Genomic DNA, 26,059 nt, shown 5'->3' with positions numbered 1-26,059 from the left:
GGGAGGGATTCGGCGTTGACCAGGACCAGGAGTTCGGTGGCGATCTCCTGCTCCAGCAGCGCGATGAACGCATCGGCATTGCGGACCCGCAGCGGGCGGTCATCACCCTCCGCACGCGGTTTGGCATAGGCATCCAGCAAAGCCCGCAACCGGGCAGCGGCCTCACGCGGCAGACAAAACTCCCCCTCCAACCCCCCACCCCGGGTGGGACGGACCCGCAGAAACCGCCGCGCATAATCGGCCTGCTCATCCCGCTCCTCCCCATCAGGGTCCAGCACCGCCCGCAGATAGCGCCCGGCTTTGGCCACCTCCGCCGGACCCGCCTTACCCGCCAACTCCAGCAAAATCGGCTCAGCCAGGGCGGCCTGCTCATCGCTCAACTCCGCGATGGCGGTGCAGATCGCCTCCACCACCCCCGCCGACAAACGCCCCTCGGCGAACGCCGCACGCACCCGCGGCAGACGGGCCAACTCCACCGCCACCGTCAGCAGCCGCCCCGCACCCGGCACACTCATCCCCCCGGCGGTACGCAACCAACTCCGGGTCGAGGCATGCCCATGCTGCCTGGCCTGCCCCGCACCATGCACCCGACCCACCCGATCCGCAAGAGCAGAAGTGATCCGATCCCGGGCGAACATCAACTCCTCGGCCTCGGCCAGGCAGATGTCCACATCATCCGGAAGCGGAGTCAGCGCCAACTCCTGCGCCGTCTCACGAAGAGAACCAACCAACACCCACGACGACCGGCCCTTGTCCCGACCGGCACTGTCAGCGCCGACGGCACCGGGCGCGCCGCCGCTGGTGTCCTGGCTCGCATGCTCGCGGGCGGCTGAGCCCTCGGACGACCACAACGGAGAACCGGAGGTCAACCGGTCCCACCAGCCGTCAGAGCCATCAGAGCAGCTATCAGAGCTATTCGAACGACGAAGGCGCTCGGGACCAGAGTCGAACAGGTCCATGACACCTCCTCGTGCAATTCGAAATTCTGTTTTAATTCTCTCCCGTACGCTCACTCTGAGCAACCGCGCAGACGCGAATTGTTGGAGCTACAAGCTCACGGGATGGTGGGCAGGAGATCGAGCAGGGTGTGGAACACGTGGGAGACCCCGACCGCGATGAGGACGGGGATCGCCAGGCCGAGGCAGAGAGCCAGAGCGCAGCCACGACCTCCGCCCATCGGGTTGGGAACCGGCTCCTGCGGCTCCAGCCCGTACCACAACGATCGGGGTTCGAGGAGGAGGAACAGCATCGCGCCCACCTCTCCCACCGTGAACAGCCAGAACCAGGCCCATCTGTTTCCCAGCCTGGGCCGGCCCGTACCGATCATGGTGAGGAGTGCGGCGAACCAGGCCCCGCCGACGAGCCAGGTCGCGCCGTGGAACGGCACGCGGAACGGCCAGCCGGAGAAGAACCCTTCGTGCGAGTGAGCGAGCCCGGCCTCCGGACGGGGAACGGTGGAGTTCAGGTCGCGAAGAAGTTCGCGGGGGGTGTAGGCCCCGTTCTCGGAGCGCTCGGCGTGATACCAGAACAGAGGGCCCGTCGACCACCGCAGATCCATCGGGGTGCCGTGGTAGATGACGTATGTGACCTGCCCGGTCCGGAGCGCCGTGTGGAAGTCGGCGAGGGTCCGCTCGCGCGGGGTCATGCTGAGCACGGTCACCAGAGCGCCCCACAGCAGCACGACGAGCAACGCCACGCGTACCCATAGCCCCGCGATTCGGTACGGAAGTCGCATGACGCGAGCTTCCCTCAGTGGGCACCGCGACGGCACCCTCTTCCGAAGACGGCTACAGCCGGTCCTGGCGGGGCAGCACCACCTCGCGGGCCAGGAGGAGCAGGGCCGCCGCCAGCGGAATGCCGAGCAGGGCCCCGACGATGCCGAGCAGCGCCCCGCCGAGCAGGGCCCCGACGATGGTCGCCACGGGGGGCACGTCGACCGACGACTTGAACACCTTCGGGGAGATCCAGTAGTTCTCGACCTGCTGGTACACGACGAAGAAGACCACGCAGGCGATGCCGACCTGCACCGAGGAGAGGAAACCCACGCCCGAGGCCACGACCGCGCCGATGACGGCGCCCACCAGCGGGATCAGGTCGGTGACCGCGACGAAGATGGCCAGCGCGAGCGCGTACGGCACTTTCAGCATGGCCAGGAACAGGTAGGTCACCACCCCGGCGATCAGCGAGATGATCAGGTTGCCCGCGACGTAGCCGCCGATCTGGTTGATGATCTCGTCCCCGAGGAGGCGGACCCGCGTACGGCGTGAGCGGGGCACGAACCGGTAGGCCGTCTCCTTGATGGAGTTGAGCGACCCGAGGAAGTAGAGCGTGAGCACGAGCACGGTGAAGGCGCTGAACAACGCGCTGATCATTACGCTCGCCACACCGAGGAGGCCGCCGAACATCTGGGTGGCCAGCCCGCCGCTCGCGACGTACTGCTGGATCTTGTCGAGGATCTGGTAGCGCTCGTCCACCGAGCGGATCAGTGGGTGGTTCTGGAGTTGCTGCACGTAGTCGGGCAGTTGCCGGACGAACCCGGTCGTCTGCTCCGTGAGCGGCGGCACGACCGCGAGCCCGAAGACCACGAAGAACGCGATGACCGACCCGAACACGATCGTGATCGCGAGGCGGCGGGACAGGTTGCGCCGCTGGAGCGCCTCGACCGCGGGGTTGAGGCCGATGGCAAGGAACAGCGAGACCACGATGAGCACGAGCGCCGAGCCGGCGCTGGCGATCGCCTCGACCAGGAGCCACGCGGTGAGCACGCCCAGGGCGCCGGTCAGGCCGAACATGAACGGGTTGCTCCGCAGTGGGCGTCCCGGCCTGCCGAACGGCTGATCGGTGGCCATGGCACCGTTGACAGCGCTGTCGCCGACACCGTCGCCGGCAGGATCTCCACGGTCGACGCCCGGCCGGCTCACGCCGTCAGGGGCCGCTGAGGGGCCGGTCTGCTCCGGCGTCGTCTCCCCCTGGCCGGGGAGCGAGGGGAACACGCTGGAGATGCCGCTTCCTGGGGACAGGCCGCTGTCGGACACGCCCCCACTGCTGCCCAACCAAGGTCACTTGACACGGATTTATCCGGACAAGTCCTCCATATGGCGCTCGATCGCTCCGTTGACCTCGGCGCCCAGCAGCACTATCAGCGAGGACAGGTAGAGCCAGAGCATGAGCACGGCCACGGCCGCGACCGCGCCGTACGTCTGGTTGAAGCGCCCGAAGCTGGTCACGAAGGCCGACAGGCCCGCCGAGACCACCACCAGGGCGGGCATGGCGAGCCCCACCCCCCAGGCGACCGACCGCCACCGCGACTCCTTGCGGCTTCCGGGGACGAACCGGTAGAGCAGCGCCAGCCCCGCTCCGATGAGCAGGACGAGCACCACCCAGCGCGCCACCGAGACGGCCACCCGGGCCACCCGGCCGAGGCCGATGTGTCCCAGCACCACCGGAAACGCGGCGACGAGCGCCAGCAGAACCGACACTCCGGCGATCGCGGTGACCGTGTAGAACAGCGCCAGCAGGCGGGTGCCGATGAGGCCGTGACTCTCCCGACCTCCGTACACGGTGTTCAGGCCCCGCATGAGCGCCTGGACGGCCCTCGACGAGGCCCACAGCAGCCCGACGAGGCTCAGCGCGAGATTGGCGCTGAGCCCTTTCTCTCCGGTGCGCACGCGGCGGAGAGCTGGGAGACCAGCAGGTGGGCGACGGGCCCGGGCAGCGGCCGGGTCAGCGACGCCAGTTGCCCGGCCGCCTCGCGAGGGTCTGCCACCAGCCCGTAGACCGACACCACGACCAGCAGCATCGGGAAGATCGACAGCGTCCCCCAGAAGGCGATGCCGGCGGCCAGCAGGGACAGCCGCTCCCGCTTCGCCTCCTCGCGCACCCGCCCGGCGATCCTCTTCCAGTCGTCCGCCGGCACCCTCATGACCGGTGCGACGATCGGGCGGCCCGCAGCAGCGCGGCGCCGCCGAGGTAGGCGGCGAGGCAAACGAGGTAGACGGCGAGCGTCGCCGTGGGCAGACCCTCCGAGCCGGTGAGCGCCGCGCCGAGCAGGCCCACCACGACCAGGCCGGTTCCCGCCAAGGTGGCCACTACCGTCCAGGCCCCCGCCCTCCCCGCGCCCGGCGCCGGGCAGGAGCCCCCACGCCTCTCCACGAAGGCGAACATGGCGACGAGGACCGCGAGGGTCGCCGTCAGGAACGCGAGCCAGGGCACACGCAGGAGCAGCCAGGCGGCCGATCCTGGAGGCGGCTGCGGCAGCAGGCCGGTGATGTAGAGGGCGGGCACGGCGATCACGACCGCGGTCATGTGCCAGAGGAACACCGTCATGATCACGGAGTTGGCCGCGACGACGGCCGTCCACGGGCACGTACGGCGCAGCATGCGCCCGCCGCGCTCGTGCAGGAGCAGGGCCGTCCCCGTCTGCGCGACCGCCAGGGCGAGCAGCGCCAGCGTCGGCGGCGAGGTGTTCTGCAGGCGGTCACCGGGATCGGCCACCATGCTCACCGGATAGGGCCCCGGGACGGTGAGCAGCACGAGCACCCCCAGGCCGCCCGCGATCATGGGCACGGCCACGCGGGGACGGGCGGCCAGGGCCCCCTCCCGCCAGGCGATGCCGAGCTGGTAGACCGCCGCCCAGGCCAGCAGGTAGTTGGCCGCGCCGAACACGGCCGGGCCGCCGAGCAGCCGTGCCGCGTCGCCGAACGCCACCATGACCGCGAACGCGGCCGGCACCGCGAGGCCCGCCCTGCGGTGCAGCGCGAGCAGGACCGGGGTGAGCAGGACGACCGTGACGTACGCGATGAGGAACCACAGCGGCAGGCAGGCGAGCCAGACTCCCCTGCCCACGATGGCGGGGTCGGCCCCCAGGAGGACCGCGAGCAGGGCCGCGCCGCCCAGCGTGAGCAGGAACGCCGTCGTCGGGCGGAGCAGCCGGTCGGTGCGGCACAGGAACCAGCCGATCGCGTCGCCGCCCCGCCGCCGGTAGGAACCGAGCGAGGCGGCTCCCGCGAAGCCGCCCACCAGGAAGAACACCGGCATGACCTGGAACAGCCAGGTGAGCGGCCGGGCCCAGGGGACGAACGCGAGGACCGTGCCGCCGCCGACGCGATCGCCGTACGTCACGACGACGGCCAGCCAGTGCCCGAGCACCACCAGCGCGATCGCGACGGCGCGCAGCAGGTCGATGTGACGGTCGCGGCCGGGCGGCGTGCGTTCCGCCGTACGCTGCAGGGGCGTGAACATCTAGTCGCTCTGGTCGCTCTGATGCTGCGGCTCGCTGATCTCCTTGACCACCGGCGTGAGCAGGTCGGCGGTGAGCTGGTGCATCTGGAGGAGCAGGTCGTCGATCGTCAGTATGCCGACCACGGACCCCTCGGCGGCCACGGGGAGCCTGCGGAAGGAGTGGCGGCGGAACGTGTCGAAGGCCACCTCGACCTCGTCGTCCGCCCGCACCACCACCGGGTCTTCCGACATCACCCGGCCGACCGGCGTGTCACCGTCCTTGTCCTCCTGGGCGAGCACGCGTACGGCGAGGTCACGGTCGGTCACTATGCCGGCGATGCCCCGTCCCTCCGACACCACGACGCAGCCGACGCCCGAGTAGTCCATGTGCCGCGCGACGTCCCGCACCGGCGTGATCGGGGGGACGATGACCACCGGCGTGGACATGACTTCTTTGATCTTCATGGCCGGCTCTCCCCCTCGTACGGAAGTCCGCCCCGCTTGTGACCTTATGCCCTATTTATCCCCCCAAGTCCGAATAAACGTGGAGGTGGAGGTGGTCCCCATGATCACGCTGAGCGTCATCAAGGCCGACACAGGGGGGTTCGTCGGCCACTCCGCCGTCCATCCCCGGCTGATGGCCGAGGCGAGGCGGGAGATCGAGCGGGCGAAGTCCTCCGGGCTCCTCATCGACGGCCACGTCGAAAGCTGCGGGGACGACATCTCGCTCATCATGACCCACACGTACGGCCAGGAGGCGGGGCTGATCCACTCCTTCGCCTGGGACACCTTCCAGGCGACCACCCACCTCGCCAAGGAACTCGGCCTGTACGGCGCCGGCCAGGACCTGCTGTCGGACGCCTTCTCCGGCAACCTGCGCGGCATGGGCCCTGGTTACGCGGAACTGGAGTTCGAGGAGCGGCCCTCGGAACCGGTGCTGTGCTTCCTTGCGGACAAGACCGAGCCGGGCGCGTGGAACCTCCCGCTGTACAGGATGTTCGCCGACCCGTCCAACACCTCCGGACTGGTGATCGACGAGAAGATGCACGCCGGGTTCGCGTTCGAGGTGTACGACCTGCACGAGGACCGGCGCATCGTCTTCGACTGCCCGGCGGACCTCTACGACATGCTGATGTACATCGGCGCCCCCGCACGCTACGTGATCCACGGTGTCCGCTCCAAGACGCTGGGCATGACCGCGGCCGCGACCAGCACCCAGCGGCTGTCGCTGATCGCCGGGAGGTACGTCGGCAAGGACGATCCCGTCATGATCGTGCGCTGCCAGTCGGGCCTGCCGGCCGTGGGCGAGGCCCTGGAGCCGTTCGCCTTCGCCTACTCGGTTGCGGGGTGCATGCGCGGCTCGCACCACGCGCCGCTGATGCCGGTGGCCACCGGGCAGGCGCACCCGTCGCGGTTCGACGGCCCGCCGCGCGTGGTCGCGCTCGGCTTCCAGATCAAGGACGGCAAGCTGATCGGCCCGCGCGACATGTTCGACGACCCGGCGTTCGACGGAGCCCGGCGGCAGGCCGTCGAGGTGATGGACTACCTGCGCCGCCACGGCCCGTTCGAGCCGCACCGGCTGCCGCTGGAGGACCTGGAGTACACCACCATGACCTCCCTCACCAAGCGCCTGGCACACCGCTGGACGCCGATCACGACCGAGGTCGCGACCCCGGTCGGCGGCTGACGAAGCGGCTGAAGAAAGGGGGTCCTGCTGATGAAGGCGTCGGTCGGCGACCGCCTGATCGTCGAGAGCATCCACCGGGGCAGGGCGGGCCGCATCGGGATCGTGGTGGCGCTCTACCACACCGACGGCTCACCCCCCTACCTGGTGCGATGGCTCGACGAGGAGCGGGAGACGCTGTGCTTCTTCCCCGGGCCCGACGCCCGCGTCGAGCACTACTGGGAGCGGTTCCCGGAGAGCCCCTGACGACCTAACAGGGCCCACCCAGCAGGTCGCGCACCTCTCTCGGTAGCTGACCGAGCGCGTGGTCGACGACCCCCGGCGTCAGCTCCTCGTACATCACGGAGGTCACCGCCTTGGCGAGCTTGGGCACGTCGGCGTTGGCGACGCGGCCGGTGGCGGCGAAGTGGGCGGTGAACTCCTCGCGGTCCCGGCGGATCGGCACCGCCGCGGGGTCCCAGCCGTTGTAGTAGATCCCGCGCAGCAGGTCGGGCAGTTGCGCGGCGAGGTGCGCCGCGGCGGGCACCGGGAGGCCGTCGCGCACGGCGTGCAGCCAGGTCCGCAGCACGCGGTGGGCGAACTCCCGGTCCTCGGTGCCGATGGCCCCCGCGACGGCGGCCAGCCATCGGTTGGTCGTCTGCATCGTGTGGTCAAGGCTGTGCACGTGGTGGGTGGTGGACATCACGTCCTCCTCCGCTGACAGTCGCTCCATCCCACGCTGCGCACCCGGCCGCGCCCTCTACCAGGGCCGATGGTCCCTATTCTGTGGCCTATTCTGCGGCGCGCCGCAAACAATCGACCACGTCCTCGTCGCTCGTCTGGGTGAAGTCGTCGTACCACGCGCCGATCGCGTAGAAGTGGTCGGGCGTGTCCAGGCAGACGACCTCGTCGGCGTCCCTGCGCAGGCTCGCGATCGTCTCGGGGGCGCCGACCGGCACCGCGAGCACCACCCGGGAGGCTCCGTGCGCGCGGGCCACCTGGCAGGCGGCGCGGGCCGTCCCGCCCGTCGCGATCCCGTCGTCCACCACGATCACCGTACGGCCGGCCAGGTCCACCGGCTCGCGGCCGCCCCGGAAGCGGCGGGCGCGACGCTCCAGCTCGGCCCGCTCGCGCCGCTCCACCTCGGCCATCTCTGCGCGGGTGATGTTGGCGAGCCGTACGACGTCGGGGTTCACCACCCGCACCCCGCCCTCGCCGATGGCGCCGAAGCCCAGCTCCGGCTGGTACGGCACGCCCAGCTTGCGTACGACGATCACGTCCAGGGGGGCGCCGAGGGCCCTGGCCACCTGGAACGCCACCGGCACGCCCCCTCGCGGCAGGCCGAGGACGACCGCGTCCTCCGTCCCCGGGAGGCCGCGCAACCGCTCGCCCAGGCGCAGTCCGGCGTCACGACGATCGACGAACACGACAGTCACCCCTGCCTATCCCCTGTCTTTCACCGTCGGCCTCCGCCGCCGTCCGCGGTAGGGCCGAAGGGCCCGGGGAAGACTTGGAGCATGTCCAATCCCGGAGAGATCGACGAGCTGAAGGCCAGGCTCGACGCGACGGAACGGCAGGTGCGCTCGCTCGCCGAGGCCGTACGGGTGCTGGCGGGCGGCCTGGAGAGCGGGCCGCTGGAGGAGGCCGGGCGGGCCCGGCCCGAGCACGCCGCCCGGCTCGCCCACGAACTGCTGCTCGCGGCCGGCCTGATCCAGCCGGAGGAGAGCGAAGGCCCATAGACTGTCGCCGTGACCTCGACCGACCCGGCCCTCGACGGGGAGCTTCCGCGTCAGAGGCTGACCGTGGCCGAGATCGCCCACCTGGCGGGGGTGTCCGCGCCGACCGTGTCGCGGGTGCTCAACGGCCACGCGGGAGTCGCCCTGGCCACCCGGCAGCGGGTGGAGGCGGTGCTGCGGGAGCACGGCTACCGGCGCCGCGACAGCGAGCCCGCCGCGATCCTGGAGCTGGTCTTCCACGCCCTGGAGAGCCTGTGGGCGCTGGAGATCATCCAGGGTGTCGAGCAGGTCGCGCGGGAGCGCGAGCTCGCCGTGGTGCTGACCGAGATGCAGGGCCGGCTCACCCCGGGCAGGGCGTGGACCGAGCAGGTGCTCGCCCGCCGCCCCACCGGTGTCGTGGCGGTCTTCTCCGAGCTCACCGTGCAGCAGCAGTCGCAGCTCGCCACCCGCTCGATCCCGCTGGTCGTGCTCGACCCGACCGGCGAGCCGCTGCACCAGACCCCGTCGGTCGGCGCCACCAACTGGAGCGGCGGGATGGCCGCGACCCGCCACCTGCTCGACCTCGGCCACCGCCGCATCGCGATGCTGAGCGGGCCGACGCAGTGGCCGTGCTGCCGGGCGCGGCTCGACGGCTACCGCGCCGCGATGGACGCCGCGGGCGTGCCCGTCGACCCCGCGCTCGTGCGGGTCAGCACCCTCTACGTGGAGGGCGGCCTGCGTGACGGGGCCGAGCTGCTGCGCCTGCCCGATCCCCCGACCGCCGTCTTCACCGCCAACGACCTGCAGGCGCTCGGCGTGTACGAGGCCGCCAGGCGGGCCGGGGTGCGCATCCCCGAGGACCTGAGCGTCGTCGGGTTCGACGACCTGTCGTTCACCCAATGGGCCGGGCCGCCCATGACGACCGTACGGCAGCCGCTCGTGCAGATGGGGGCCGCCGCCGCGCGGATGGTCCTGGCCCTGGCGGACGGCGAGCGGCTCGAACAGCATCGGGTCGAGCTCGCGACCACCCTCGTCGTACGGGAGAGCACCGCACCGCCATCCCGATAACAGTACTTTCGGCCGGTTCTGCGCGGGCGGCCGATCTCGTAGCCTCGCTGCTGTGCGTGTAGGGGGATGGGCGGCCGACGTCGGACTGGGCGCCGTGTTCGCCGCGGTGCTGGTTTTCTGGGGCTCCCGGATCGCCGGCAGCTGGGGCGGCGGCTACTGGCGGTTCGACTGCGCCGCCGGGGCGGTGGTGTGCGTGATCGCCCTGGCACGCCGGTTCGACCCGGCACGGGCGGCCGCGGCCGGTCTGGCCGTCGCCGCGACCGCCGTCCTGGCCGCCAGGTTCGCCGACCTGCCCAGCGAGCCCGGTCCCGGGATGGCCCTCGGCCTGGCCGTGCTGGTCGGCACGGCGGTCAGGGCGCTGCCGGTCCGTACGGCCTGCAGCGTGGCGGCCGGCGGGCTGGCCGTGGCCGCCGGCAGCCTGCTGACGGCGCACGCGCTCGCCGCCGGGGTGCCATCGGTCACCCTGATGAACGTCCTGGCCTGGGCCGCCGCCGTCGTGGCCGGGCTGTGCCCGCGGCTGCTCGACGCCCGCAGGCGGGCCGTCGCCGAGGGGGTGCGCCGGGCGGAACGGCTGAGGCTCGCCCGCGAGTTGCACGACGTCGTCGCCCATCACGTCACCGGCATCGTGGTGCAGGCCCAGGCCGCACGCCTGGTCGCGCGCAAGAGCCCCGAGAAGGCGGGCGACGCCCTGGCCGAGATCGAGGCCGCCGGGTCCGACGCGCTGGCGGCGATGCGCCGCGTCGTCGGCCTGCTGCGCGACCCGGACGAGCCCGCCACCCCCGCACCCGGCGGGCTCGGCGGGCTGGGTGAGCTGATCGAGCGCTTCGAGGCGGGCGGCCGTGCGGTGCGCCTGCGACTGCCGGGTGAGGAGGAGACGGCGACGTGGCCGCCCGAGGTGGCCGGCACGGTCTACCGGGTCGTCCAGGAGTCGCTGACCAACGTCTCCCGCCACGCCCCGAGCGCCCGTTCTGTGACGGTCAGCGTGGAGCGGGACCGCGACACGCTCACCGTCGAGGTCGCCGACGACTCGCCGCGGACCCCCTCGCGGCACCACCCGCGCGGCGGGTATGGCCTGATCGGGATGCGCGAGCGGGTCGAGGCCCTCGGCGGCACGCTGCGCGCCGGGCCGCGTCCGATGGCAGGTTCGGAGTCCGGCTGGTCGGTGCTCGCCACCCTGCCCGTCCCCGGGCGTGACCGCAGATGACGATCAGAGTGCTGGTGGCCGACGACCAGGCGATGGTCCGCGGCGGCCTGCGGCTGATCCTGGAGGACCAGCCCGACATCGAGGTGGTCGCCGAGGCGGCCGACGGCGCCGAGGCCGTGGAGGCGGCCAGGCGGCTGCGGCCGGACGTGTGCCTGGTGGACGTGCGCATGCCCCGGCTCGACGGCATCGAGGTCACCCGCGCCCTGGCCGGGCCGGGCGTGCCCGACCCGCTGCGGGTGGTCGTGGTCACCACGTTCGACCTGGACGAGTACGTGTACGGCGCGCTGCGGGCGGGCGCGACCGGCTTCGTCCTGAAGGACTGCGGCCCCGCCCTGCTCGTGGAGGCCGTGCGGGCCGCCCACCAGGGGGACGCCCTGGTCTCCCCGTCGGTCACCCTGCGACTGCTGCGCCATCTGACGGCTCGTCTGCCGGACTCCGGCCGGGTGGACCATCCGCTCTCGAACCGGGAGTTGGAAGTCGTCCGGGCCGTCGCCCGGGGCCGTACGAACCAGGAGATCGCGGCAGAACTGTTCATCTCGCTGAGCACGGTCAAGAGCCACGTGGCCGGCATCCAGGCCAAGCTCGGCCTGCGCAACCGGGTCGAGGTCGCCGCCTGGGCCTGGGAGAACCGCATCGCCGGAAGTACCTGATCATCCCATTTATCGGGTTTTGTCCGGTTTCGCCTGGGCAGAAGGGAGGCAGCCGAACACAAGGAGGGTGGCAGCATGGCCGTCAGCGGCATCATCTCCGCCATAATCATCGGACTCATCATCGGCGCTCTCGGCCGGCTGGTCGTTCCGGGGCGCCAGGCCATCCCGATCTGGCTGACCGTGATCATCGGTATCGTCGCCGCTCTCATCGGCACGGCCATCGCCGGAGCGGTGGGAGTCGCCCCGTCGGGCGGGTTCGGCTGGATCCAGCTGATCATCCAGGTCGTCCTGGCCGCCGTCGGCGTCGCCCTGGCCGCGGGGGTGTACCACCGCAGAAGCGTCGGTTAGACCCCTCACCCCGCCGATGGCCCCGGCACGTCCGGGGCCATCGGCATGTCCGGACTTAGTGGTCTTTACGAAATCACCGACATCTGTTGATTCCCCCCGTCACGGCTCGGCGTACGGTCGTTAACCAGGGGATTTCCTGCGGGGAAGACGCGATCCGGGGGAAGTGGTCCGCGATGGACCAGGCGGTCCTTGCACGTGTTCCGGAGGTGTTCGCCCGTCGTGTGGGGCCGGCGCTCGGCCTGGCCGACGAGGCCGACGTGGTGGCCAGGGCCTGCCACGCGATGGCGACGCGCTTCCACGGCGGCGGCAGGCTCATCGTCTTCGGCAACGGCGAGGCGGCCACCGACGCCCAGCACATCTCCGTGGAGTTCGTCCACCCGGTGATCGTGGGCAAACGGGCGCTGCCGTCGTTCTCGCTCACGAGCGACGTGGCGACGATCACGGGGGTCGCCGCGACGGCGGGCCTGGAGGAGGTCTTCGCGCACCAGCTTCGCCGTCTCGCCGCGCCGCGGGACATCGCACTGGGCATCTCGCCCGACGGGGGCTGCGTGAACGTGCTCAGGGGCCTGGAGACGGCGCACCGGATCGGCCTGCTCACGCTGGCGCTGACCGGCGGCGACGACGGCGGCCCGATCGGCCGCAGCCCGGCCGTCGACCATGTCCTGATCGCGCGCTCCGCCGATCCCCGCGTGGTCAAGGAGGTGCACGTCACCACCTACCACATCCTCTGGGAGCTGGTGCACGTGTTCTTCGAGCAGCCCGGCGTGCTGGATCCGAGGGTCATCCCATGAACTGCCACGACGAGACGTGCATCACCTGCTCGGACGAGGCGGTCGCGGTGACCGTCGTACGGCTCCTGGAGCGGGACCTCGCCCTCGTCGACACCGGCCGGGGCCGGGAGGTGGTCAGCGTCGCGCTGGTGGAGGCCGAGCCCGGCGACACCGTCCTGGTCCACGCCAAGGAGGCCATCGCGGTCGTGAGGGAGGTGAGGCAGTGAGCGACATCGAGGCGCTGTACCCCTTCCTCTACTCCGGGTCCACGGACCTCGACGCGGTCATGACCTCCGTACGCCAGTCGACGGTGGAGAAGGTCGACGAGATCGTCACCCTGCGCCGGACGGTGCTGGAGCGCGACGGGGAGCGGATCGCCGCCTGCGCCGAGGCGATGGCGGAGGCGTTCGCGGCGGGGGCCCGGCTGTTCGCCTTCGGCAACGGGGGCAGCTCGACCGACGCCCAGGACGTGGCCACGCTCTTCATGAACCCCGGCCATATGAACGGCGGAACCGCGCGGCCCCTCCCCGCGTTCGCCCTCACGGCCGACATCGCGGTGGTGACGGCGCTGGCGAACGACATCGGCTTCGAGGTGGTCTTCGCCCGGCAGCTCGCCGCGTCCGCCTTCGCGGGCGACATCGCGCTCGGCCTGTCCACCAGCGGCAACTCCCGCAACCTCATCGCCGCGTTCGAGGAGGCGGAACGGCGCGGCATGCTCACGGTCGGGCTGGCCGGCTACGGCGGCGGCCAGATGGCCGAGCTCGGCACCATCGACCACCTGTTCGTGGTCCCCTCGGCCTCGGTCCACCGGATCCAGGAGGCCCAGACGACCGTCTACCACGCCCTCTGGGAGCTCACCCAGCAGGCCTTGACCCGTATGGAAGCTGGTGACGGCGATGACGGCGCCTGACGGACAGCCAGACGGACAGAAGGAGCCCGTCGTCCATATCCTGTGGATAAACGCCGGACTGAGCTGCGACGGCGACTCGGTCGCGCTCACGGCCGCGACCCAGCCGAGCATCGAGGAGATCGTGCTCGGCGCGCTGCCCGGCCTGCCCAAGGTCGCGGTCCACTGGCCGCTGATCGACTTCGAGTGCGGCCCCATGCAGGGCGCCGACACCTTCATCGAGTGGTACTTCAAGGCCGACCGAGGCGAGCTCGATCCGTTCGTGCTGGTCATCGAGGGATCGATTCCCAACGAGTCGATCAAGCGCGAGGGCTACTGGTGCGGGTTCGGCAACAACCCCGACACCGGCCAGCCGATGACGACCAGCGAATGGCTCGACCGTCTCGCGCCCAAGGCGACCGCCGTGCTCGCCGCGGGCACCTGCGCGACGTACGGCGGCATCCACGCGATGGCGGGCAACCCGACCGGGGCGATGGGCGTGGCCGACTACCTGGGCTGGGACTGGCGGTCGAAGGCCGGGCTGCCCATCGTCAACGTGCCCGGCTGCCCGATCCACCCGGACAACCTGTCGGAGACGATCCTCTACCTGCTCTACCAGCTCGCCGGGCAGGCGCCGATGATCCCGCTGGACCACATGCTGCGCCCCACGTGGCTGTTCGGCCAGACCGTGCACGAGGGCTGCGACCGGGCCGGCTACTACGAGCAGGGCCAGTTCGCCACCGAGTACGGCTCGCCGAAGTGCCTGGTGAAGATCGGCTGCTGGGGGCCGGTCGTCAAGTGCAACGTGCCCAAGCGCGGCTGGATCAACGGCATCGGCGGCTGCCCCAACGTCGGCGGCATCTGCATCGCGTGCACGATGCCCGGCTTCCCCGACAAGTTCATGCCGTTCATGGACGAGCCGCCCGGCGCCCGCGTCTCCTCGACCGCGAGCGAGGCGTACGGCACGGTGATCCGCGCGCTGCGGACCATCACGTTCAAGACGGTCGACAAAGAGCCGAAGTGGCACAAGAAGGGCCGCGAGCTGCTCACCGGCTACAAGGCCCCCTGGAGTTAGCGATGACCCTGGAACGCGAACTGGTCGAGATGGCCTGGGACCCGATCACCAGGATCGTCGCAGTCTCGGCATCTACGCGAAGGTCGACTTCACCAACCGCGAGGTCGCCGAGTGCTACAGCACCTCGTCGGTGTTCCGCGGCTACAGCATCTTCATGAAGGGCAAGGACCCGCGCGACGCCCACTTCATCACCAGCCGCATCTGCGGGATCTGCGGCGACAACCACGCCACCTGCTCGGTGTACGCCCAGAACATGGCGTACGGCGTGCGCCCGCCGCACATCGCCGAATGGATGATCAATCTCGGCGAGGCGGCCGAGTACATGTTCGACCACAACATCTTCCAGGAGAACCTCGTCGGGGTCGACTACTGCGAGAAGATGGTCCGCGAGACCAACCCGGGCGTGCTGGCGCAGGCCGAGCGCACCGAGGCGCCGCACGCGGCCGACCACGGATATCGCACGATCGCCGACATCATGCGCTCGCTGAACCCGCTGGAGGGCGAGTTCTACCGCGAGGCGCTGGCGATGAGCCGCACCACGCGGGAGATGTTCTGCCTGATGGAGGGCAGACACGTGCACCCCTCCACGCTCTACCCCGGCGGGGTGGGGACGGTGGCGACCGTCCAGGTGTTCACCGACTACCTCACCCGGCTGACGCGGTACGTCGAGTTCATGAAGCGGGTCGTCCCCATGCACGACGACCTGTTCGACTTCGTCTACGACGCGATGCCCGGCTACGAGCAGGTGGGCCGGCGGCGGGTGATGCTCGGCTGCTGGGGCAGCTTCCAGGACCCCGAGCACTGCGACTTCGACTACCGGAACATGAACGACTGGGGCCGGAAGATGTTCGTCAGCCCGGGCATCGTGGTGGACGGGAAACTCGTCACCAACGACCTGGTGGACATCAACCTCGGCATCCGCATCCTGCTGGGCAGCTCCTACTACGACGACTGGACCGACAGGGAGCCGTTCGTCACCGAGGACCCGCTGGGCAACCCGGTGGACATCCGCCATCCGTGGAACCAGCACACGATCCCGCATCCGCAGAAGCGGGACTTCACCGACAAGTACAGCTGGGTGATGTCGCCCCGCTGGTTCGACGGGCGGAACCTGCTCGCGCTCGACACCGGCGGCGGGCCGCTCGCCCGCCTGTGGGTCACCGCCCTGTCCGGCCTGGTGGACATCGGCTACGTCCGGTCCACCGGGCACAGCGTGGAGATCAACCTGCCGAGGACGGCGACCCGGCCGGAAAAGACCTTCGAGTGGCGGATCCCCCAGCGGAACGGGGAGCTGCTGTCCAACGCCATCGAGCGCAACCGGGCCAGGACGTACTTCCAGGCGTACGCCGCCGCGTGCGCGCTGCACTTCGCGGAGCAGGCGCTGGGCGAGGTCCGCCAGGGGCACACCCAGACGTGGTCGCCGTTCACCGTGCCCGACGAGGCGATCTCCTGCGGCTTCACCGAGGCCGTGCGGGGCGTTCTGTCGCACCACATGGTGATCAGGGACGGCAGGATCGCCAACTATCACCCGTACCCGCCGACGCCGTGGAACGCCAGCGTGCGCGACTTCAACGGCACGCCGGGGCCGTACGAGGACGCGGTACAGAACACACCGATCTTCGAGGAAAACCCGCCGGAGAGCTTCAAGGGCATCGACATCATGCGCACGGTCCGCAGCTTCGACCCGTGCCTGCCCTGCGGCGTCCACATGTACCTCGGCCGGGGCAGGCAACTGCGCGTGGTGCACAGCCCGCACGCGTTCGCGGGGACGCCATGACGTACGACGTGACCGTGTCGGGCGAGCGGATCGAGCGGCTGCTCGGTGCGCTGGTGGACTCCGAAATCCGTGCCACGGCGGAGGAACTCCTGCGGGAGATCGTCGGCCTGTACGGCGCGGGCCTCGAACGCGTCATGGCGATCGTCACCGAGGCCGGGGCGGCCGGCGCGCTGCGCGATCTGGTGGAGGATCCGCTGGTCGCGGGCCTGCTCGTGCTGCACGACCTGCACCCGCTGACCACCGCCGAGCGGGTGCGGGCCGCGCTCGACGGCCACCCCGCCGAGCTGCTGAGCGTGGAGGGCGGCGTCGTACGGGTGCGCCTGAAGGGGGCCTGCGGCTGCCCCTCGTCGCGGATCACCGTCACCGAGTCGATCGAGCGCGCCATCGCCCGGGTGGCCCCCGAGGTGGCGCGCGTGGACGTCGAGAGCCCGGTCAGGGATGCCGTGACACTCCTGCAGATCGGCAGGCGCCCGGCATGAGCACCGGCCTGCGCCGCTTCCGCGAACCGGCCCGAGCCGAGTCCGTGGAGCGGTGCGAGATGTGCGCCGAGCTCCTGGAGGGGGAGCACGGGCACGTCGTCGACCTGGAGAGCCGGGCGCTGATGTGCGTCTGCCGGGGCTGCCGTCTGCTGTTCGTCCGGCCGGGTCAGGGGCGGTATCGGGCCGTGCCCGACCGCTTCCTCTACGCGCCGTCCTTCCGGGTCTCCTCCGCTGACTGGGACGACCTGGGCATCCCGGTGCGTACGGCGTTCTTCTTCCACAACTCCTCGCTCGGCCGGACCGTGGCCTTCTATCCCAGCCCGGCCGGGGCGACCGAGTCGCTGCTCCCGCTCGCGACCTGGGAGCGGGTGCTCGCGGCCAACCCGGCGCTGGCGGAGGCCGAGCCCGACGTCGAGGCGCTGCTGGTCGACCGGGCTCCCGACGGGTCGTTCTCCTGCCATCTCGTGCCGATCGACGCCTGCTACCGGCTCGTCGGCCTCGTACGGCTGCACTGGAAGGGCTTCGGCGGCGGGCGGGAGGCGTGGGAGGCCATCGACGGCTTCTTCGCCGCCCTGCGCCGGCGGGCTCGTGTTCTGAAGGAGGTTTGACCTTGGACGACGGTCCCCGCTTCGACTGCCTGGACGCCCGGCCCGAACCGTACGCGGCCTCGCCCACGCTCGTCTTCCGCCTGCGCGTCACCGATCCCTCCCCCGAGGGCGTCCACGCCATCGCGCTGCGCTGCCAGATCAGGATCGAGCCGCGCCGCAGGCCGTACGGGCCGCGGGAGGCGGCGCTGCTGGCGGACCTGTTCGGCGAGCCGGCCCGGTGGGGCGACACGCTGCGGCCGGTGCAGTTCGCCATGGCGCAGGCGATGGTGCCCGCCTTCACCGCGAGCACGGAGATCGACCTGACCGTGCCGTGCGGCTACGACCTGGAGGTGGCCGCGGGCCGGTACTTCGCCTCGCTGGACGACGGCGAGATCCCGCTGCTGCTGCTGTTCAGCGGCACCGTGCTGGCCCGCTCCGGCGGCGGGGTGAGCATGCGGCAGATCCCCTGGCACTGCGAGACCCGCCACCGCCTGCCGGTCGCGGTGTGGCGCGAGACGATCGACACCGCCTTCCCCGGTTCGGGCTGGCTGCGGCTGCGCCGCGACACCGTGCGCGAGATCCTCCGCTTCAAGTCCGAACGAGTCCTCGCCACCGTGGACGAGGCCGTGGAAGCCCTGCTGAAGGAGGCAGGCCGGTGACCGCGCGGATGGAGGCGGCCCGCCGCGTCGCGGACGCCGTGCTGTACGAGGGCTACCTGCTCTACCCCTACCGCGCCTCGGCCGCCAAGAACCGCATGCGCTGGCAGTTCGGCGTGCTCGTGCCGCCGAACTACCCCGGCGAGCCGTCGGGCAGCGTGACCGAGTGCCTGCTGGAGGCCCCCGGAGACGCCCAGCTCGATCTGCGCCTGCGGTTCCTGCACGTCAGGAGCAGGACGGTCGAGCGGGAGGAGGACGACGGCTACTGGCCCGTGCCGAAGCTGACCGTCGGCGGGCGCGACTACCTCAGCTTCGACGAGGCCACCGAGCGGGAGGCCCGGACCGCGGTGTCCCTGGCGCACGTGACGGCCAGGCGGTGCACGATCGAGGTCCGGGTGCCGGGCGACCGGGTCATCGAGCCCATCGACGACCCCGGCGGCGAGCGGACCGGCCGGATCGTCTGCGAGCACCAGCCGCTCGACGCGGAGATGCGGATCTCCGCCGAACGGCTGCCCGGGCCGTACGGGCTGGTCCGCCTGCGGGTCGAGGTGGAGAACACGGCCCACTGGGAGCGGGCGGACGCGCCGCGCGAGGAGGCCCTGCGCCGCTCTCTGGTCGCCGCCCACCTGTTGATCGGGGTGAGCGGAGGGGCCTTCGTCTCGCTGCTCGACCCGCCGATGTGGGCCGAGGCGGCGGCGCGGCAGTGCCGCAACGAGAACACCTGGCCGGTCCTGGTGGGCGAGCCCGGCCGCCGCGACGTCGTGCTGTCCTCGCCGATCATCCTGTACGACCACCCGGCCATCGCCCCGGAGAGCCCGGGCGACCTGTTCGACTCGACCGAGATCGACGAACTGCTCACGCTGAGCACGCTGACCCTGACCGAGGAGGAGAAGCGGGAGGCCCGGGTCACCGACCCACGCGCAGCCGAGATCCTCGAACGGGCCGCCGACCTGCCGCCGGAACTGCTCGAACGCCTCCACGGCGCCATCCGTCACCTGGAGGTCCCCGCCAGGACGACTCCGGAGGACGACGCCGTGACCGTGGCCGGGGTCCGGATCGCCAAGGGCAGCCGGGTGCGGCTGCGGCCGGGCCACCGCCGTGCCGACGCGCACGACATGTTCCTGGCCGGGCGGATCGCCCTGGTCGAGGCGGTGTTCCTCGACGTGGACGGGGTGCGCCACCTGGCCGTCACGCTGGAGGACGACCCGGGCTCCGACCTGCAGCGCGAGCAGGGACGGTTCCTCTACTTCGCGCCGGACGAGGTGGAACCCGCATGAGAACCCTGGTGGCCGGCGTGGGCAACGTCTTCCTCGGCGACGACGGTTTCGGTGTGGCGGTGGCCCGCCGCCTCGCCGACATCGGGGTGCCCGACGGGGTGGAGGTCGGCGACTTCGGCATCCGGGGCATCCATCTCGCCTACGAGCTGACCTCGGGATACGACCTCACGATCCTCGTGGACGCGATCCCGGCGGGGCGGGCCCCCGGCACGCTGTCCGTCGTCGAACCGGCACCGGAGTCCCCGACGCCGGCCCCCGGTGGATGTTTCGTGGACGCGCACGCGATGACCCCCGACGCGGTGCTCACGCTCGCCTCCGGCCTCGATCTCCCGCGGGGAGACAGAGTCCTGCTGGTCGGCTGTGAACCCGCCGACGTGTCGCCGGGGATGGACCTGAGCCCGCCGGTCGCGGCGGCCGTCCCCCAGGCCGCCGACCTCGTGCTCGAACTGATCGCACAGGAGTTCGCGGAGGAGGAACGGCGATGCTGAAACGCCTGGTCTTCGTGCTGCTGGTGACCGGGGTGGCCGTGCTGGTCGTCCAGTCGCTGCCCGACATCCGACGTTATTTGCGGATCAGAAGGATGTGACCCCGATGCACGAGTTCGGGATCGCCGAGGCCGTGGTCGACGCCGTCGAGCGCCGGGCCGACGGCAGGCGGGTGCGCCGGGCCCGGGTGCGGGCGGCGCCCTGCTGCGCATCGCTCCGCAGGCCCTCGACCAGGCCTTCTGCCTGGCCTCCGCCGGCACGGTCGCCGAGGGCGCGACGCTCGACCTGGTCATCGAGCCCGTACGGCTCATCTGCCGGGGCTGCGGGCACTCCGCGATGTGCGCCGACCCGCTCACGATCTGCGGATTGTGCGGCGGGATCGACGTCGACACCGAGGGCGGGGACAGCCTCGTCCTCGAATCCATCCAGCTCGACCCCGACACCACTGCGGAGGCGTCCTATGTGCCTGGGCATTCCGGGCGAGATCGTGGAGATCCCGCCCGGCCAGACTGACCTCGCCAGGGTCGACGTGAGCGGGGTCCGGCGGGCCGTCAACATCGGCCTGCTCGACGGCCAGCCCTTGGGGCCCGGCGACTGGGTCCTGATCCACGTCGGCTTCGCGCTGTCGAAGATCGACGAGGCCGAGGCCAGGGCCGCGCTTGAGTTCCTGGAGGGCATCGGCCAGGCGTACAAGGACGAGCTGGCGGCGCTGCGCGACTCGTCCATAGAGAGGTGAGCGGCGGTGCGTTTCGTCGACGAGTACCGCGACGCGGACAAGGCGCGGGCGCTGTCAGCCAGGATCGCGAGCCTGTGCGAGCCGGGCCGGGCCTACAAGTTCATGGAGGTGTGCGGCGGCCACACCCACACGATCTACAAGCACGGGCTGGAGGACTACCTGCCCGAGACGATCACACTGGTGCACGGTCCCGGATGCCCGGTCTGCGTGATCCCGATGGGCCGCGTGGACGACGCGATCCACATCACCGAACGGCCGGACGTGATCATGACGTCGTTCGGGGACATGATGCGGGTGCCGGGCGGGCGCGGGTCGTTCTTCGACTCCACGGCCCAGGGCGCCGACATCCGCATGGTCTACTCGCCGCTGGACGCCCTGAAGATCGCCAGGCGCGAGCCGGACCGCCAGGTCGTCTTCATGGCCATCGGGTTCGAGACGACCGCGCCGTCGACCGCCATGACCGTGCTGCGCGCGGCGGCCGAGGGCGTGCGGAACTTCTCGGTCTTCTGCAACCACGTGACGATCATCCCCGCGATCAAGGCCATCCTGGACTCGCCCGACCTGCGTCTCGACGGCTTCATCGGCCCCGGCCACGTCTCCACGATCATCGGCTGCCGGCCGTACGAGTTCATCGCCCGCGGCTACGGCAAGCCGCTGGTCGTGGCGGGCTTCGAGCCGCTGGACATTCTCCAGTCGGTCTACATGCTGCTGCTCCAGCTGGCGGAGGGGCGGTCGGAGGTCGAGAACCAGTACGCCCGGGTCGTGCCGTGGGCGGGCAACATCCGTGCCCTGCGGGCCGTCAACGAGGTGATGGAGCTGCGGCCCTACTTCGAGTGGCGCGGCCTGGGCTTCATCTCGCACTCGGCGCTGCGCATGCGCGAGAAGTACGCGGCGTACGACGCGGAGCGGCTGTTCGACATCCCCGGCAACCGGGTGGCCGACCCGAAGGCGTGCCAGTGCGGCGAGGTGCTCAAGGGCGTGCTCAAGCCGTGGGAGTGCAAGGTCTTCGGCACGGCCTGCACGCCGGAGACGCCGATCGGCACCTGCATGGTGTCGTCCGAGGGCGCCTGCGCGGCCTACTACAACTTCGGCCGCTTCTCCCGGCAGCGGGTGAGGGAGGCGACGCGGTGACCAGCCGTGAGGAACAGGTCCTCGAACGCATCGACCGGGCCAGGCAGCGCAAGGCCCGTGTGCGCGAGGAGCACATCACGATGGCCCACGGCGCCGGCGGCAAGGCGACCCAGACCCTGATCGAGGCGGTCTTCCTCGACGCGTTCCGCAACCCGCTGCTCGAACCGCTGGAGGACGGCGCGGTGTTCGGCGCGGGCGGCGCGCGGTTCGCGTTCACCACCGACTCCTACGTGGTCTCCCCGCTGTTCTTCCCCGGCGGCGACATCGGCGACCTCGCCGTCAACGGGACCGTGAACGACCTGTCGGTGTGCGGGGCCCGGCCGCTGTACCTGTCGGCCGGCTTCGTCCTGGAGGAGGGGTTCCCGGTCGAGGACCTGCGGCGGATCAGCGCGTCGATGGCGCGGGCCGCCGCGGCGGCGGAGGTGTCGATCGTGACCGGGGACACCAAGGTCGTGCAGCGCGGCAAGGCCGACGGCTGCTACGTCACCACGGCCGGTGTGGGACTGCTGGAGCGGGACACGCGCCTCGGCGTCGCCCGCGCCCGTCCCGGCGACGCCGTCCTCGTGTCCGGCCCGGTCGGCGAGCACGGTGTCACGATCATGCTGGCCCGGGGCGAGCTGGACATCGAGGCCGACGTGACGTCGGACACCGCCCCGCTCAACGGTCTGATCGCCGCGCTCCGGGCCGCTGTCGGCGAAGGGGTGCGGTGCCTGCGGGACGCCACCCGGGGCGGCGTCGCGACGATACTGAACGAGATCGCCCGCGCCTCCGGCGTCGCCGTCGTCGTCGAGGAGGACGCGGTGCCCGTACGGCCGGCCGTACGCGGAGCCTGTGAGCTGCTCGGGATCGACCCGCTCTACGTGGCCTGCGAGGGCCGGATGGTCGCGGTCGTGGACGGGGGCGCGGCCGAGTCCGCGCTCGCCGCGCTGCGGAGCCACCCGCTCGGCGAGGGCGCCGCGATCGTCGGCCGCGTCCGGGACGATCCCCCCGGACTGGTGCTGCTGAAGACCTCCTTCGGCGGCACCCGGATCATCGACGTGCTGGTCGGCGACCCGCTGCCGCGGATCTGCTGACCGGGAGGTGACGTGATCATGAGTGAAACCGAACGACCGGACACCGAGGCCAAGCGGGCGGGCGATCTGGCGTTCCGGCCGGAGGCCGCGGGCGAGCCCGGGCCCGGGCGGGAGCCGTCCGCCGAGGAGGAGTCGGGCGTGCCGGCGGGCGAGTCGCTCACCAGGGGCGGCGAGGAGCTCGCCAAGCAGGAGCAGGAACCCGGCCGGGACCAGGTGGGGGTCAAGGGCAAGACCGACCGTCCGCACGGCCGCTCCACCCTGGAGGACTCCACCGGTATCGCACCGGAGGGGCCCATCGACGAGGAGAGCCCGTCCCTGCCCGCGGGCGACCAGGGCGGCTAGATCGCGTCGCGGGCCGCGGCGACGGCGGCCTGGCCGAGGCTGACGCCGCCGTCGTTCGGTGGGACGCGGTGGTGGGTGAGCACCCTGAAGTCGCGCTCCTCGAGCAGGGTCACGGCCCGGCCGAGCAGCAGCAGGTTCTGGAACACGCCGCCCGACAGGGCCACGGTGGACACGCCCGTGGCCTCGCGGATCACCGCGCATCCGGCGGCTACGATCCCGGCCACGGCGTTGTGGAACCGTGCGGCCACGACGTCACGCGGCACCCCGGCGCGCAGGTCGTCGGCGGCCGCGCGGACCAGCTCCACGCCCGGCACGGCGAACCCGGTGCGCGCGGGAACGAGGCCGCAGGGGTAGGCCTCGTCCACCGCCGGGTCGGCGAGCTGCTCGAACTCGACCGCGGCCTGGCCCTCGTAGTTGATCGTGTCGCGTACGCCCGCGATCGCCGCCACCGCGTCGAACAGGCGGCCCATGCTGGAGGTGAGGGGCGCGTTCCCGCCCCGGCGGGCCAGCGCGACGACGGCCGGCCACTGCCCGGCGTTGCGCCGTACGACGTCCAGGTCCTGGGGGACGTCCCCTCGTAGGCGAGATCGAGGTAGGCGGCCGCCATGCGCCAGGGCTGCCGGATCGCGGTCGCGCCCCCGGGCATCGGCACCGGCGTGAGGTGGCCCGCCCGCTCGAATCCGGCCAGGTCGGCGACGAGGAACTCGCCGCCCCACAACGTGCCGTCCGAACCGTACCCGAGGCCGTCGAAGGCCACCCCTACGACCGGCCCCCCGACGCCGTTGTCGGCCAGGCAGGAGGCGACGTGGGCGTGGTGGTGTTGCACACCGACGAGGTCGGCGTCCTGATCGAGAGCCCACTTGGTGGACAGGTATTCCGGGTGCAGGTCGTGCGCGACCACCTCGGGCGTGATGTCGAACAGCCGCCGGAAATGCTCGACGCCCTCGGTGAACGACCGCAGGGTCTCGTAGTTCTCCAGATCGCCGATGTGGTGGGAGACGAACGCACGGTCCCCTTTGACCAGGCAGAACGTGTGCTTCAGCTCGGCGCCGCAGGCGAGCACGGGCCGGGGGGCCGCCCGGGCGAGCGGCAGCGGGTGCGGCACGTATCCCCGCGACCGCCTGATCGGCAGGTCGCGGCCCCGGAAGACCCGTACGACCGAGTCGTCCGTACGGATGTGGATGGGGCGGTCGTGGGTCAGGAAGGCGTCGGCGATGCCGCCGAGCCGTTCCAGAGCGTCCTCGTCCCGGTAGGCGATCGGCTCGTCGGACACGTTTCCGCTGGTCAGCACGATGGGCTGGCCCAGCGCCCCGAGGAGCAGGTGGTGCAGCGGGGTGTAGGGCAGCAGCACGCCCAGCCATCGGTTGCCCGGCGCTACGGACGGTGCCACGGAGGGCGCGACGGGCGCGTCCGGCAGCCGCCGCAGCAGCACGACGGGGCGGGCGGGCCCGGTCAGCAGGCGCTCCTCGGCCGGGTCCACCGCGCACAGCAGCCGCGCCGCGGCCAGGTCGCCTGCCATCACCGCGAAGGGCTTGTCCTCGCGGTGCTTGCGCGACCGCAGCGCCGCCACGGCGGGCTCGTCCGCCGCGAGCGCCGCCAGGTGGTAGCCGCCGAGTCCCTTGACCGCCAGCACGCCGCCCTCCCGCAGCAGCCGTACGGCCCGCTCCAGCGGGTCGCCGGCGCCCGCGGGACCGATGAAGCGCAGCCGGGGCCCGCAGGCGGGGCAGCACACGGGCTGGGCGTGGAAGCGCCGGTCGGCGGGGTCGTGGTACTCCCGGGCGCAGTCCGCGCACATCGGGAAGCCGGCCATCGTGGTGTTAACCCGGTCGTAGGGCACGTCGCGGACGATGGTGAAGCGCGGACCGCAGCCGGTGCAGTTGGTGAAGGCGTAGCCGCACCTGCGGTCGGCCGGGTCGGTCAGGTCGCGCAGGCACGCGTCGCAGGTCGCCACGTCCGGCGAGACGAGCGCGTGCCGATCCCCACCGGCCGCGCTCGGCGCGATCACGAAGGTCGTGCGGCCGGTGACGGGCGCCGGGCCCGTGCTGATCCGCTCGATGACCGCCAGCGGCGGCGGGCCGCCGGTCAGCGCGGCGAGGAACTCCTCGACCGGCGCGCTGCCGCCCTCGACCTCGATGAAGACCCCGCGCTCGTCGTTGCCGACCAGCCCGGCGAGGCCGAGCCGCGTGGCGAGGCCGTACACGAAGGGCCGGAAGCCGACCCCCTGCACGATCCCCTCGACCCGGACGGCGACGGCACGCCTGCTCACCCCCACATTGTCTCAGTGGGGGAGGTCCAGCACGTCGTCGAGGGCGACGACCTCGATCAGGTGGGGCGTGAGGGGAGCTCACCGGTCATCGTCAGCCGCGCCGCGCCGGGCTCGGGAGTGAGCGACTCGACCTGGAAGGGGGGCGTGTCCTGCATCAGACGCTCGTCTCTGTTCGTCGCTCCGCACAGCACGTCCGTGCCGCGGCGACGCCCTCCTCCAGCAGCGCCCGGGCGTGCGGGCAGTCCGTCAGTACATCACGGAAGACCCCCAGACCGAGCACGACGGACTCCGCAGGCACCTTCCTGGCCACCAGCACCTGGCAGGTCCAGGTGACGAAGTCGGTGAACAGCGCGGCGTCGTGGACGTACATGGCGGCGATCAGGAAGTCGGCGATGTGACCGAGATCCTCTGCGGTGTGCTCCAGTTGCCGGGCGCTGTAGCCGCCCATCGGGGCGTACGCCTCCCTGAGCGCGTCCGTGACGCGGGCCGGCAGGTCGGCACGGTGCCGGGTCAGGTACGCGTACTCCTCGCCGCCGAGATCGGCCGCGGCGCCACCGGGGCCGTCGTGGGCGGCGGGGAAGGACGGCAGCCCGGCGGCGAGCCGGTCGGCCGCCGCGGTCGGCGGTGGGCGGCCCACCGCCTCGGCCGGCC

At 71.6% G+C, this 26,059-nt stretch carries 34 protein-coding genes and 2 pseudogenes; 23 read left to right on the top strand and 13 right to left on the bottom strand.

What is annotated here, in order from left to right:
* From B1L11_RS39045 to B1L11_RS39015, 7 genes are all read right to left on the bottom strand, one after another.
* On the bottom strand, window positions 1-959 hold a 959-nt coding region (locus B1L11_RS39045), incomplete at its 3' end, for a DUF222 domain-containing protein (protein ID WP_143737872.1).
* A gap of 95 nt (window positions 960-1,054) precedes the next feature.
* A complete protein-coding gene (locus B1L11_RS39040; RefSeq protein WP_143737871.1) occupies window positions 1,055-1,735 on the bottom strand; it encodes a hypothetical protein in 681 nt (226 codons plus the stop codon).
* 52 nt (window positions 1,736-1,787) lie between these two features.
* The gene (locus B1L11_RS39035) at window positions 1,788-3,035 is read right to left on the bottom strand and encodes an AI-2E family transporter (protein ID WP_256863265.1); all 1,248 of its coding nucleotides are present in this window, start codon (window positions 3,033-3,035) and stop codon (window positions 1,788-1,790) included.
* A 39-nt stretch (window positions 3,036-3,074) separates the two neighbouring features.
* Window positions 3,075-3,668, bottom strand: coding sequence for a YihY/virulence factor BrkB family protein (locus tag B1L11_RS39030; RefSeq protein WP_079320264.1), 594 nt, complete (start codon window positions 3,666-3,668; stop codon window positions 3,075-3,077).
* Window positions 3,626-3,922, bottom strand: a complete 297-nt coding sequence (locus B1L11_RS39025) for a YhjD/YihY/BrkB family envelope integrity protein (RefSeq protein WP_079320263.1) — start codon at window positions 3,920-3,922, stop codon at window positions 3,626-3,628. Before B1L11_RS39025 ends, B1L11_RS39030 begins: the two co-directional genes overlap by 43 nt.
* The gene (locus tag B1L11_RS39020; RefSeq protein WP_079320262.1) at window positions 3,919-5,241 is read right to left on the bottom strand and encodes an acyltransferase; all 1,323 of its coding nucleotides are present in this window, start codon (window positions 5,239-5,241) and stop codon (window positions 3,919-3,921) included. Before B1L11_RS39020 ends, B1L11_RS39025 begins: the two co-directional genes overlap by 4 nt.
* Window positions 5,242-5,685 carry a cyclic nucleotide-binding/CBS domain-containing protein gene (locus B1L11_RS39015; protein ID WP_079320261.1) on the bottom strand — a complete coding sequence of 148 codons (444 nt, stop codon included), beginning with the start codon at window positions 5,683-5,685 and terminating at the stop codon, window positions 5,242-5,244.
* A gap of 100 nt (window positions 5,686-5,785) precedes the next feature.
* Here B1L11_RS39015 and fbp point away from each other — a divergent pair, with 100 nt between their 5' ends.
* Both fbp and B1L11_RS39005 read left to right on the top strand, forming a co-directional pair.
* Window positions 5,786-6,907 carry a fructose-1,6-bisphosphate aldolase/phosphatase gene (fbp, locus tag B1L11_RS39010; protein ID WP_079320271.1) on the top strand — a complete coding sequence of 374 codons (1,122 nt, stop codon included), beginning with the start codon at window positions 5,786-5,788 and terminating at the stop codon, window positions 6,905-6,907.
* Window positions 6,908-6,937: 30 nt separating this feature from the next.
* On the top strand, window positions 6,938-7,150 hold the full coding sequence (locus B1L11_RS39005; protein ID WP_079320260.1) for a DUF1918 domain-containing protein: 213 nt from the start codon (window positions 6,938-6,940) through the stop codon (window positions 7,148-7,150).
* Window positions 7,151-7,154: 4 nt separating this feature from the next.
* Here the strand turns inward: B1L11_RS39005 and B1L11_RS39000 are convergent, their stop codons facing one another.
* Window positions 7,155-7,586 (bottom strand): DUF2267 domain-containing protein, encoded by a 432-nt coding sequence (locus B1L11_RS39000; RefSeq protein ID WP_079320259.1) that lies wholly within the window; start codon window positions 7,584-7,586, stop codon window positions 7,155-7,157.
* Window positions 7,587-7,674: 88 nt separating this feature from the next.
* Window positions 7,675-8,310, bottom strand: a complete 636-nt coding sequence (locus tag B1L11_RS38995) for a phosphoribosyltransferase (RefSeq protein WP_179155527.1) — start codon at window positions 8,308-8,310, stop codon at window positions 7,675-7,677.
* Window positions 8,311-8,400: 90 nt separating this feature from the next.
* On the opposite strand from B1L11_RS38995, the gene B1L11_RS38990 reads away from it, so the two are divergent.
* The 16 genes from B1L11_RS38990 to B1L11_RS55560 all read left to right on the top strand — a co-directional run bounded on the left by B1L11_RS38990 (window position 8,401) and on the right by B1L11_RS55560 (window position 19,961).
* Entirely contained in the window at window positions 8,401-8,622 is a 222-nt protein-coding gene (locus B1L11_RS38990) for a hypothetical protein (RefSeq protein ID WP_079320258.1), read from the top strand.
* Between the two features lie 9 nt (window positions 8,623-8,631).
* Entirely contained in the window at window positions 8,632-9,666 is a 1,035-nt protein-coding gene (locus tag B1L11_RS38985) for a LacI family DNA-binding transcriptional regulator (protein WP_079320257.1), read from the top strand.
* Window positions 9,667-9,718: 52 nt separating this feature from the next.
* Window positions 9,719-10,870 carry a sensor histidine kinase gene (locus B1L11_RS38980; RefSeq protein WP_079320256.1) on the top strand — a complete coding sequence of 384 codons (1,152 nt, stop codon included), beginning with the start codon at window positions 9,719-9,721 and terminating at the stop codon, window positions 10,868-10,870.
* Window positions 10,867-11,520 (top strand): response regulator transcription factor, encoded by a 654-nt coding sequence (locus tag B1L11_RS38975; protein WP_079320255.1) that lies wholly within the window; start codon window positions 10,867-10,869, stop codon window positions 11,518-11,520. Before B1L11_RS38980 ends, B1L11_RS38975 begins: the two co-directional genes overlap by 4 nt.
* Window positions 11,521-11,595: 75 nt before the next feature.
* Window positions 11,596-11,868: a transglycosylase gene (locus B1L11_RS38970; RefSeq protein ID WP_079320254.1), complete on the top strand. Its 273-nt coding sequence runs from the start codon at window positions 11,596-11,598 to the stop codon at window positions 11,866-11,868.
* Between the two features lie 173 nt (window positions 11,869-12,041).
* Window positions 12,042-12,659: an SIS domain-containing protein gene (locus B1L11_RS38965; protein WP_079320253.1), complete on the top strand. Its 618-nt coding sequence runs from the start codon at window positions 12,042-12,044 to the stop codon at window positions 12,657-12,659.
* The gene (locus B1L11_RS38960; RefSeq protein ID WP_079320252.1) at window positions 12,656-12,865 is read left to right on the top strand and encodes a HypC/HybG/HupF family hydrogenase formation chaperone; all 210 of its coding nucleotides are present in this window, start codon (window positions 12,656-12,658) and stop codon (window positions 12,863-12,865) included. The genes B1L11_RS38965 and B1L11_RS38960 overlap by 4 nt, the downstream gene beginning before the upstream one ends.
* Window positions 12,862-13,548 carry an SIS domain-containing protein gene (locus B1L11_RS38955; protein WP_256863264.1) on the top strand — a complete coding sequence of 229 codons (687 nt, stop codon included), beginning with the start codon at window positions 12,862-12,864 and terminating at the stop codon, window positions 13,546-13,548. Before B1L11_RS38960 ends, B1L11_RS38955 begins: the two co-directional genes overlap by 4 nt.
* The gene (locus tag B1L11_RS38950; protein WP_079320268.1) at window positions 13,535-14,599 is read left to right on the top strand and encodes a hydrogenase expression protein HypE; all 1,065 of its coding nucleotides are present in this window, start codon (window positions 13,535-13,537) and stop codon (window positions 14,597-14,599) included. The genes B1L11_RS38955 and B1L11_RS38950 overlap by 14 nt, the downstream gene beginning before the upstream one ends.
* Window positions 14,600-14,729: 130 nt before the next feature.
* On the top strand, window positions 14,730-16,376 hold the full coding sequence (locus B1L11_RS38945) for a nickel-dependent hydrogenase large subunit (protein ID WP_256863263.1): 1,647 nt from the start codon (window positions 14,730-14,732) through the stop codon (window positions 16,374-16,376).
* Window positions 16,373-16,855, top strand: a complete 483-nt coding sequence (locus tag B1L11_RS38940) for a NifU family protein (protein WP_079320251.1) — start codon at window positions 16,373-16,375, stop codon at window positions 16,853-16,855. Before B1L11_RS38945 ends, B1L11_RS38940 begins: the two co-directional genes overlap by 4 nt.
* Complete coding sequence (locus B1L11_RS38935; protein WP_079320250.1) at window positions 16,852-17,463, top strand: DUF5947 family protein; 612 nt, start codon at window positions 16,852-16,854, stop codon at window positions 17,461-17,463. Before B1L11_RS38940 ends, B1L11_RS38935 begins: the two co-directional genes overlap by 4 nt.
* A gap of 2 nt (window positions 17,464-17,465) precedes the next feature.
* Window positions 17,466-18,101 carry a DUF6084 family protein gene (locus tag B1L11_RS47515; protein ID WP_079320249.1) on the top strand — a complete coding sequence of 212 codons (636 nt, stop codon included), beginning with the start codon at window positions 17,466-17,468 and terminating at the stop codon, window positions 18,099-18,101.
* Window positions 18,098-19,375, top strand: a complete 1,278-nt coding sequence (locus B1L11_RS38925; RefSeq protein ID WP_218671580.1) for a hypothetical protein — start codon at window positions 18,098-18,100, stop codon at window positions 19,373-19,375. The genes B1L11_RS47515 and B1L11_RS38925 overlap by 4 nt, the downstream gene beginning before the upstream one ends.
* The gene (locus B1L11_RS38920) at window positions 19,372-19,863 is read left to right on the top strand and encodes a hydrogenase maturation protease (protein WP_079320248.1); all 492 of its coding nucleotides are present in this window, start codon (window positions 19,372-19,374) and stop codon (window positions 19,861-19,863) included. The genes B1L11_RS38925 and B1L11_RS38920 overlap by 4 nt, the downstream gene beginning before the upstream one ends.
* Window positions 19,857-19,961 (top strand): hypothetical protein, encoded by a 105-nt coding sequence (locus B1L11_RS55560; protein WP_372974768.1) that lies wholly within the window; start codon window positions 19,857-19,859, stop codon window positions 19,959-19,961. Before B1L11_RS38920 ends, B1L11_RS55560 begins: the two co-directional genes overlap by 7 nt.
* Here B1L11_RS55560 and B1L11_RS53065 read toward each other — a convergent pair.
* The gene (locus B1L11_RS53065) at window positions 19,948-20,190 is read right to left on the bottom strand and encodes a hypothetical protein (RefSeq protein ID WP_256863262.1); all 243 of its coding nucleotides are present in this window, start codon (window positions 20,188-20,190) and stop codon (window positions 19,948-19,950) included. The genes B1L11_RS55560 and B1L11_RS53065 overlap by 14 nt on opposite strands.
* On the opposite strand from B1L11_RS53065, the gene B1L11_RS55555 reads away from it, so the two are divergent.
* Genes B1L11_RS55555 through B1L11_RS38895 form a run of 5 tightly spaced genes read left to right on the top strand, consistent with a single transcriptional unit; the run spans window position 20,104 to window position 23,142 of the window.
* Complete coding sequence (locus tag B1L11_RS55555; protein WP_372974770.1) at window positions 20,104-20,373, top strand: hydrogenase/urease maturation nickel metallochaperone HypA; 270 nt, start codon at window positions 20,104-20,106, stop codon at window positions 20,371-20,373. The genes B1L11_RS53065 and B1L11_RS55555 overlap by 87 nt on opposite strands.
* On the top strand, window positions 20,321-20,596 hold the full coding sequence (locus tag B1L11_RS38910; protein ID WP_079320247.1) for a HypC/HybG/HupF family hydrogenase formation chaperone: 276 nt from the start codon (window positions 20,321-20,323) through the stop codon (window positions 20,594-20,596). The genes B1L11_RS55555 and B1L11_RS38910 overlap by 53 nt, the downstream gene beginning before the upstream one ends.
* Window positions 20,597-20,602: 6 nt before the next feature.
* Window positions 20,603-21,727, top strand: a complete 1,125-nt coding sequence (hypD, locus tag B1L11_RS38905; protein ID WP_079320246.1) for a hydrogenase formation protein HypD — start codon at window positions 20,603-20,605, stop codon at window positions 21,725-21,727.
* A complete protein-coding gene (hypE, locus tag B1L11_RS38900) occupies window positions 21,724-22,800 on the top strand; it encodes a hydrogenase expression/formation protein HypE (RefSeq protein WP_306291764.1) in 1,077 nt (358 codons plus the stop codon). Before hypD ends, hypE begins: the two co-directional genes overlap by 4 nt.
* A gap of 18 nt (window positions 22,801-22,818) precedes the next feature.
* The gene (locus B1L11_RS38895) at window positions 22,819-23,142 is read left to right on the top strand and encodes a hypothetical protein (protein ID WP_143737869.1); all 324 of its coding nucleotides are present in this window, start codon (window positions 22,819-22,821) and stop codon (window positions 23,140-23,142) included.
* On the opposite strand, the gene B1L11_RS55550 is transcribed toward B1L11_RS38895, so the two are convergent.
* The 3 genes and pseudogenes from B1L11_RS55550 to B1L11_RS47510 form a co-directional block, all read right to left on the bottom strand.
* A complete protein-coding gene (locus tag B1L11_RS55550; protein ID WP_372974769.1) occupies window positions 23,139-23,858 on the bottom strand; it encodes a hypothetical protein in 720 nt (239 codons plus the stop codon). The genes B1L11_RS38895 and B1L11_RS55550 overlap by 4 nt on opposite strands.
* Window positions 23,780-25,342 (bottom strand): annotated as a pseudogene (hypF, locus tag B1L11_RS38890) (carbamoyltransferase HypF); the annotation flags it as partial. The pseudogene hypF and the gene B1L11_RS55550, both read right to left, overlap by 79 nt.
* Window positions 25,343-25,562: 220 nt before the next feature.
* Window positions 25,563-26,059, bottom strand: a pseudogene (locus B1L11_RS47510) (cobalamin-binding protein); the annotation flags it as partial.

Source organism: Microbispora sp. GKU 823 (genome assembly GCF_002027145.1).
GTDB classification, from domain to species: Bacteria; Actinomycetota; Actinomycetes; order Streptosporangiales; family Streptosporangiaceae; genus Microbispora; species Microbispora siamensis.
This window is presented reverse-complemented; position numbering and strand designations above follow the sequence as displayed.

Coding starts and splice junctions, on each gene's coding strand:
- B1L11_RS55560 (WP_372974768.1), top strand. CDS start 19,857: ATGCTGAAACGCCTGGTCTTCGTGCTGCTGGTGACCGGGGTGGCCGTG.
- B1L11_RS38940 (WP_079320251.1), top strand. CDS start 16,373: ATGACGTACGACGTGACCGTGTCGGGCGAGCGGATCGAGCGGCTGCTC.
- B1L11_RS39005 (WP_079320260.1), top strand. CDS start 6,938: ATGAAGGCGTCGGTCGGCGACCGCCTGATCGTCGAGAGCATCCACCGG.
- B1L11_RS38990 (WP_079320258.1), top strand. CDS start 8,401: ATGTCCAATCCCGGAGAGATCGACGAGCTGAAGGCCAGGCTCGACGCG.
- B1L11_RS38950 (WP_079320268.1), top strand. CDS start 13,535: ATGACGGCGCCTGACGGACAGCCAGACGGACAGAAGGAGCCCGTCGTC.
- B1L11_RS38975 (WP_079320255.1), top strand. CDS start 10,867: ATGACGATCAGAGTGCTGGTGGCCGACGACCAGGCGATGGTCCGCGGC.
- B1L11_RS38895 (WP_143737869.1), top strand. CDS start 22,819: ATGAGTGAAACCGAACGACCGGACACCGAGGCCAAGCGGGCGGGCGAT.
- B1L11_RS39040 (WP_143737871.1), bottom strand. CDS start 1,735: ATGCGACTTCCGTACCGAATCGCGGGGCTATGGGTACGCGTGGCGTTG.
- B1L11_RS39020 (WP_079320262.1), bottom strand. CDS start 5,241: ATGTTCACGCCCCTGCAGCGTACGGCGGAACGCACGCCGCCCGGCCGC.
- fbp (WP_079320271.1), top strand. CDS start 5,786: ATGATCACGCTGAGCGTCATCAAGGCCGACACAGGGGGGTTCGTCGGC.
- B1L11_RS38960 (WP_079320252.1), top strand. CDS start 12,656: ATGAACTGCCACGACGAGACGTGCATCACCTGCTCGGACGAGGCGGTC.
- B1L11_RS38965 (WP_079320253.1), top strand. CDS start 12,042: ATGGACCAGGCGGTCCTTGCACGTGTTCCGGAGGTGTTCGCCCGTCGT.
- B1L11_RS38935 (WP_079320250.1), top strand. CDS start 16,852: ATGAGCACCGGCCTGCGCCGCTTCCGCGAACCGGCCCGAGCCGAGTCC.
- B1L11_RS38970 (WP_079320254.1), top strand. CDS start 11,596: ATGGCCGTCAGCGGCATCATCTCCGCCATAATCATCGGACTCATCATC.
- B1L11_RS38910 (WP_079320247.1), top strand. CDS start 20,321: ATGTGCCTGGGCATTCCGGGCGAGATCGTGGAGATCCCGCCCGGCCAG.
- B1L11_RS39025 (WP_079320263.1), bottom strand. CDS start 3,922: ATGAGGGTGCCGGCGGACGACTGGAAGAGGATCGCCGGGCGGGTGCGC.
- B1L11_RS38920 (WP_079320248.1), top strand. CDS start 19,372: ATGAGAACCCTGGTGGCCGGCGTGGGCAACGTCTTCCTCGGCGACGAC.
- B1L11_RS39015 (WP_079320261.1), bottom strand. CDS start 5,685: ATGAAGATCAAAGAAGTCATGTCCACGCCGGTGGTCATCGTCCCCCCG.
- B1L11_RS39000 (WP_079320259.1), bottom strand. CDS start 7,586: ATGTCCACCACCCACCACGTGCACAGCCTTGACCACACGATGCAGACG.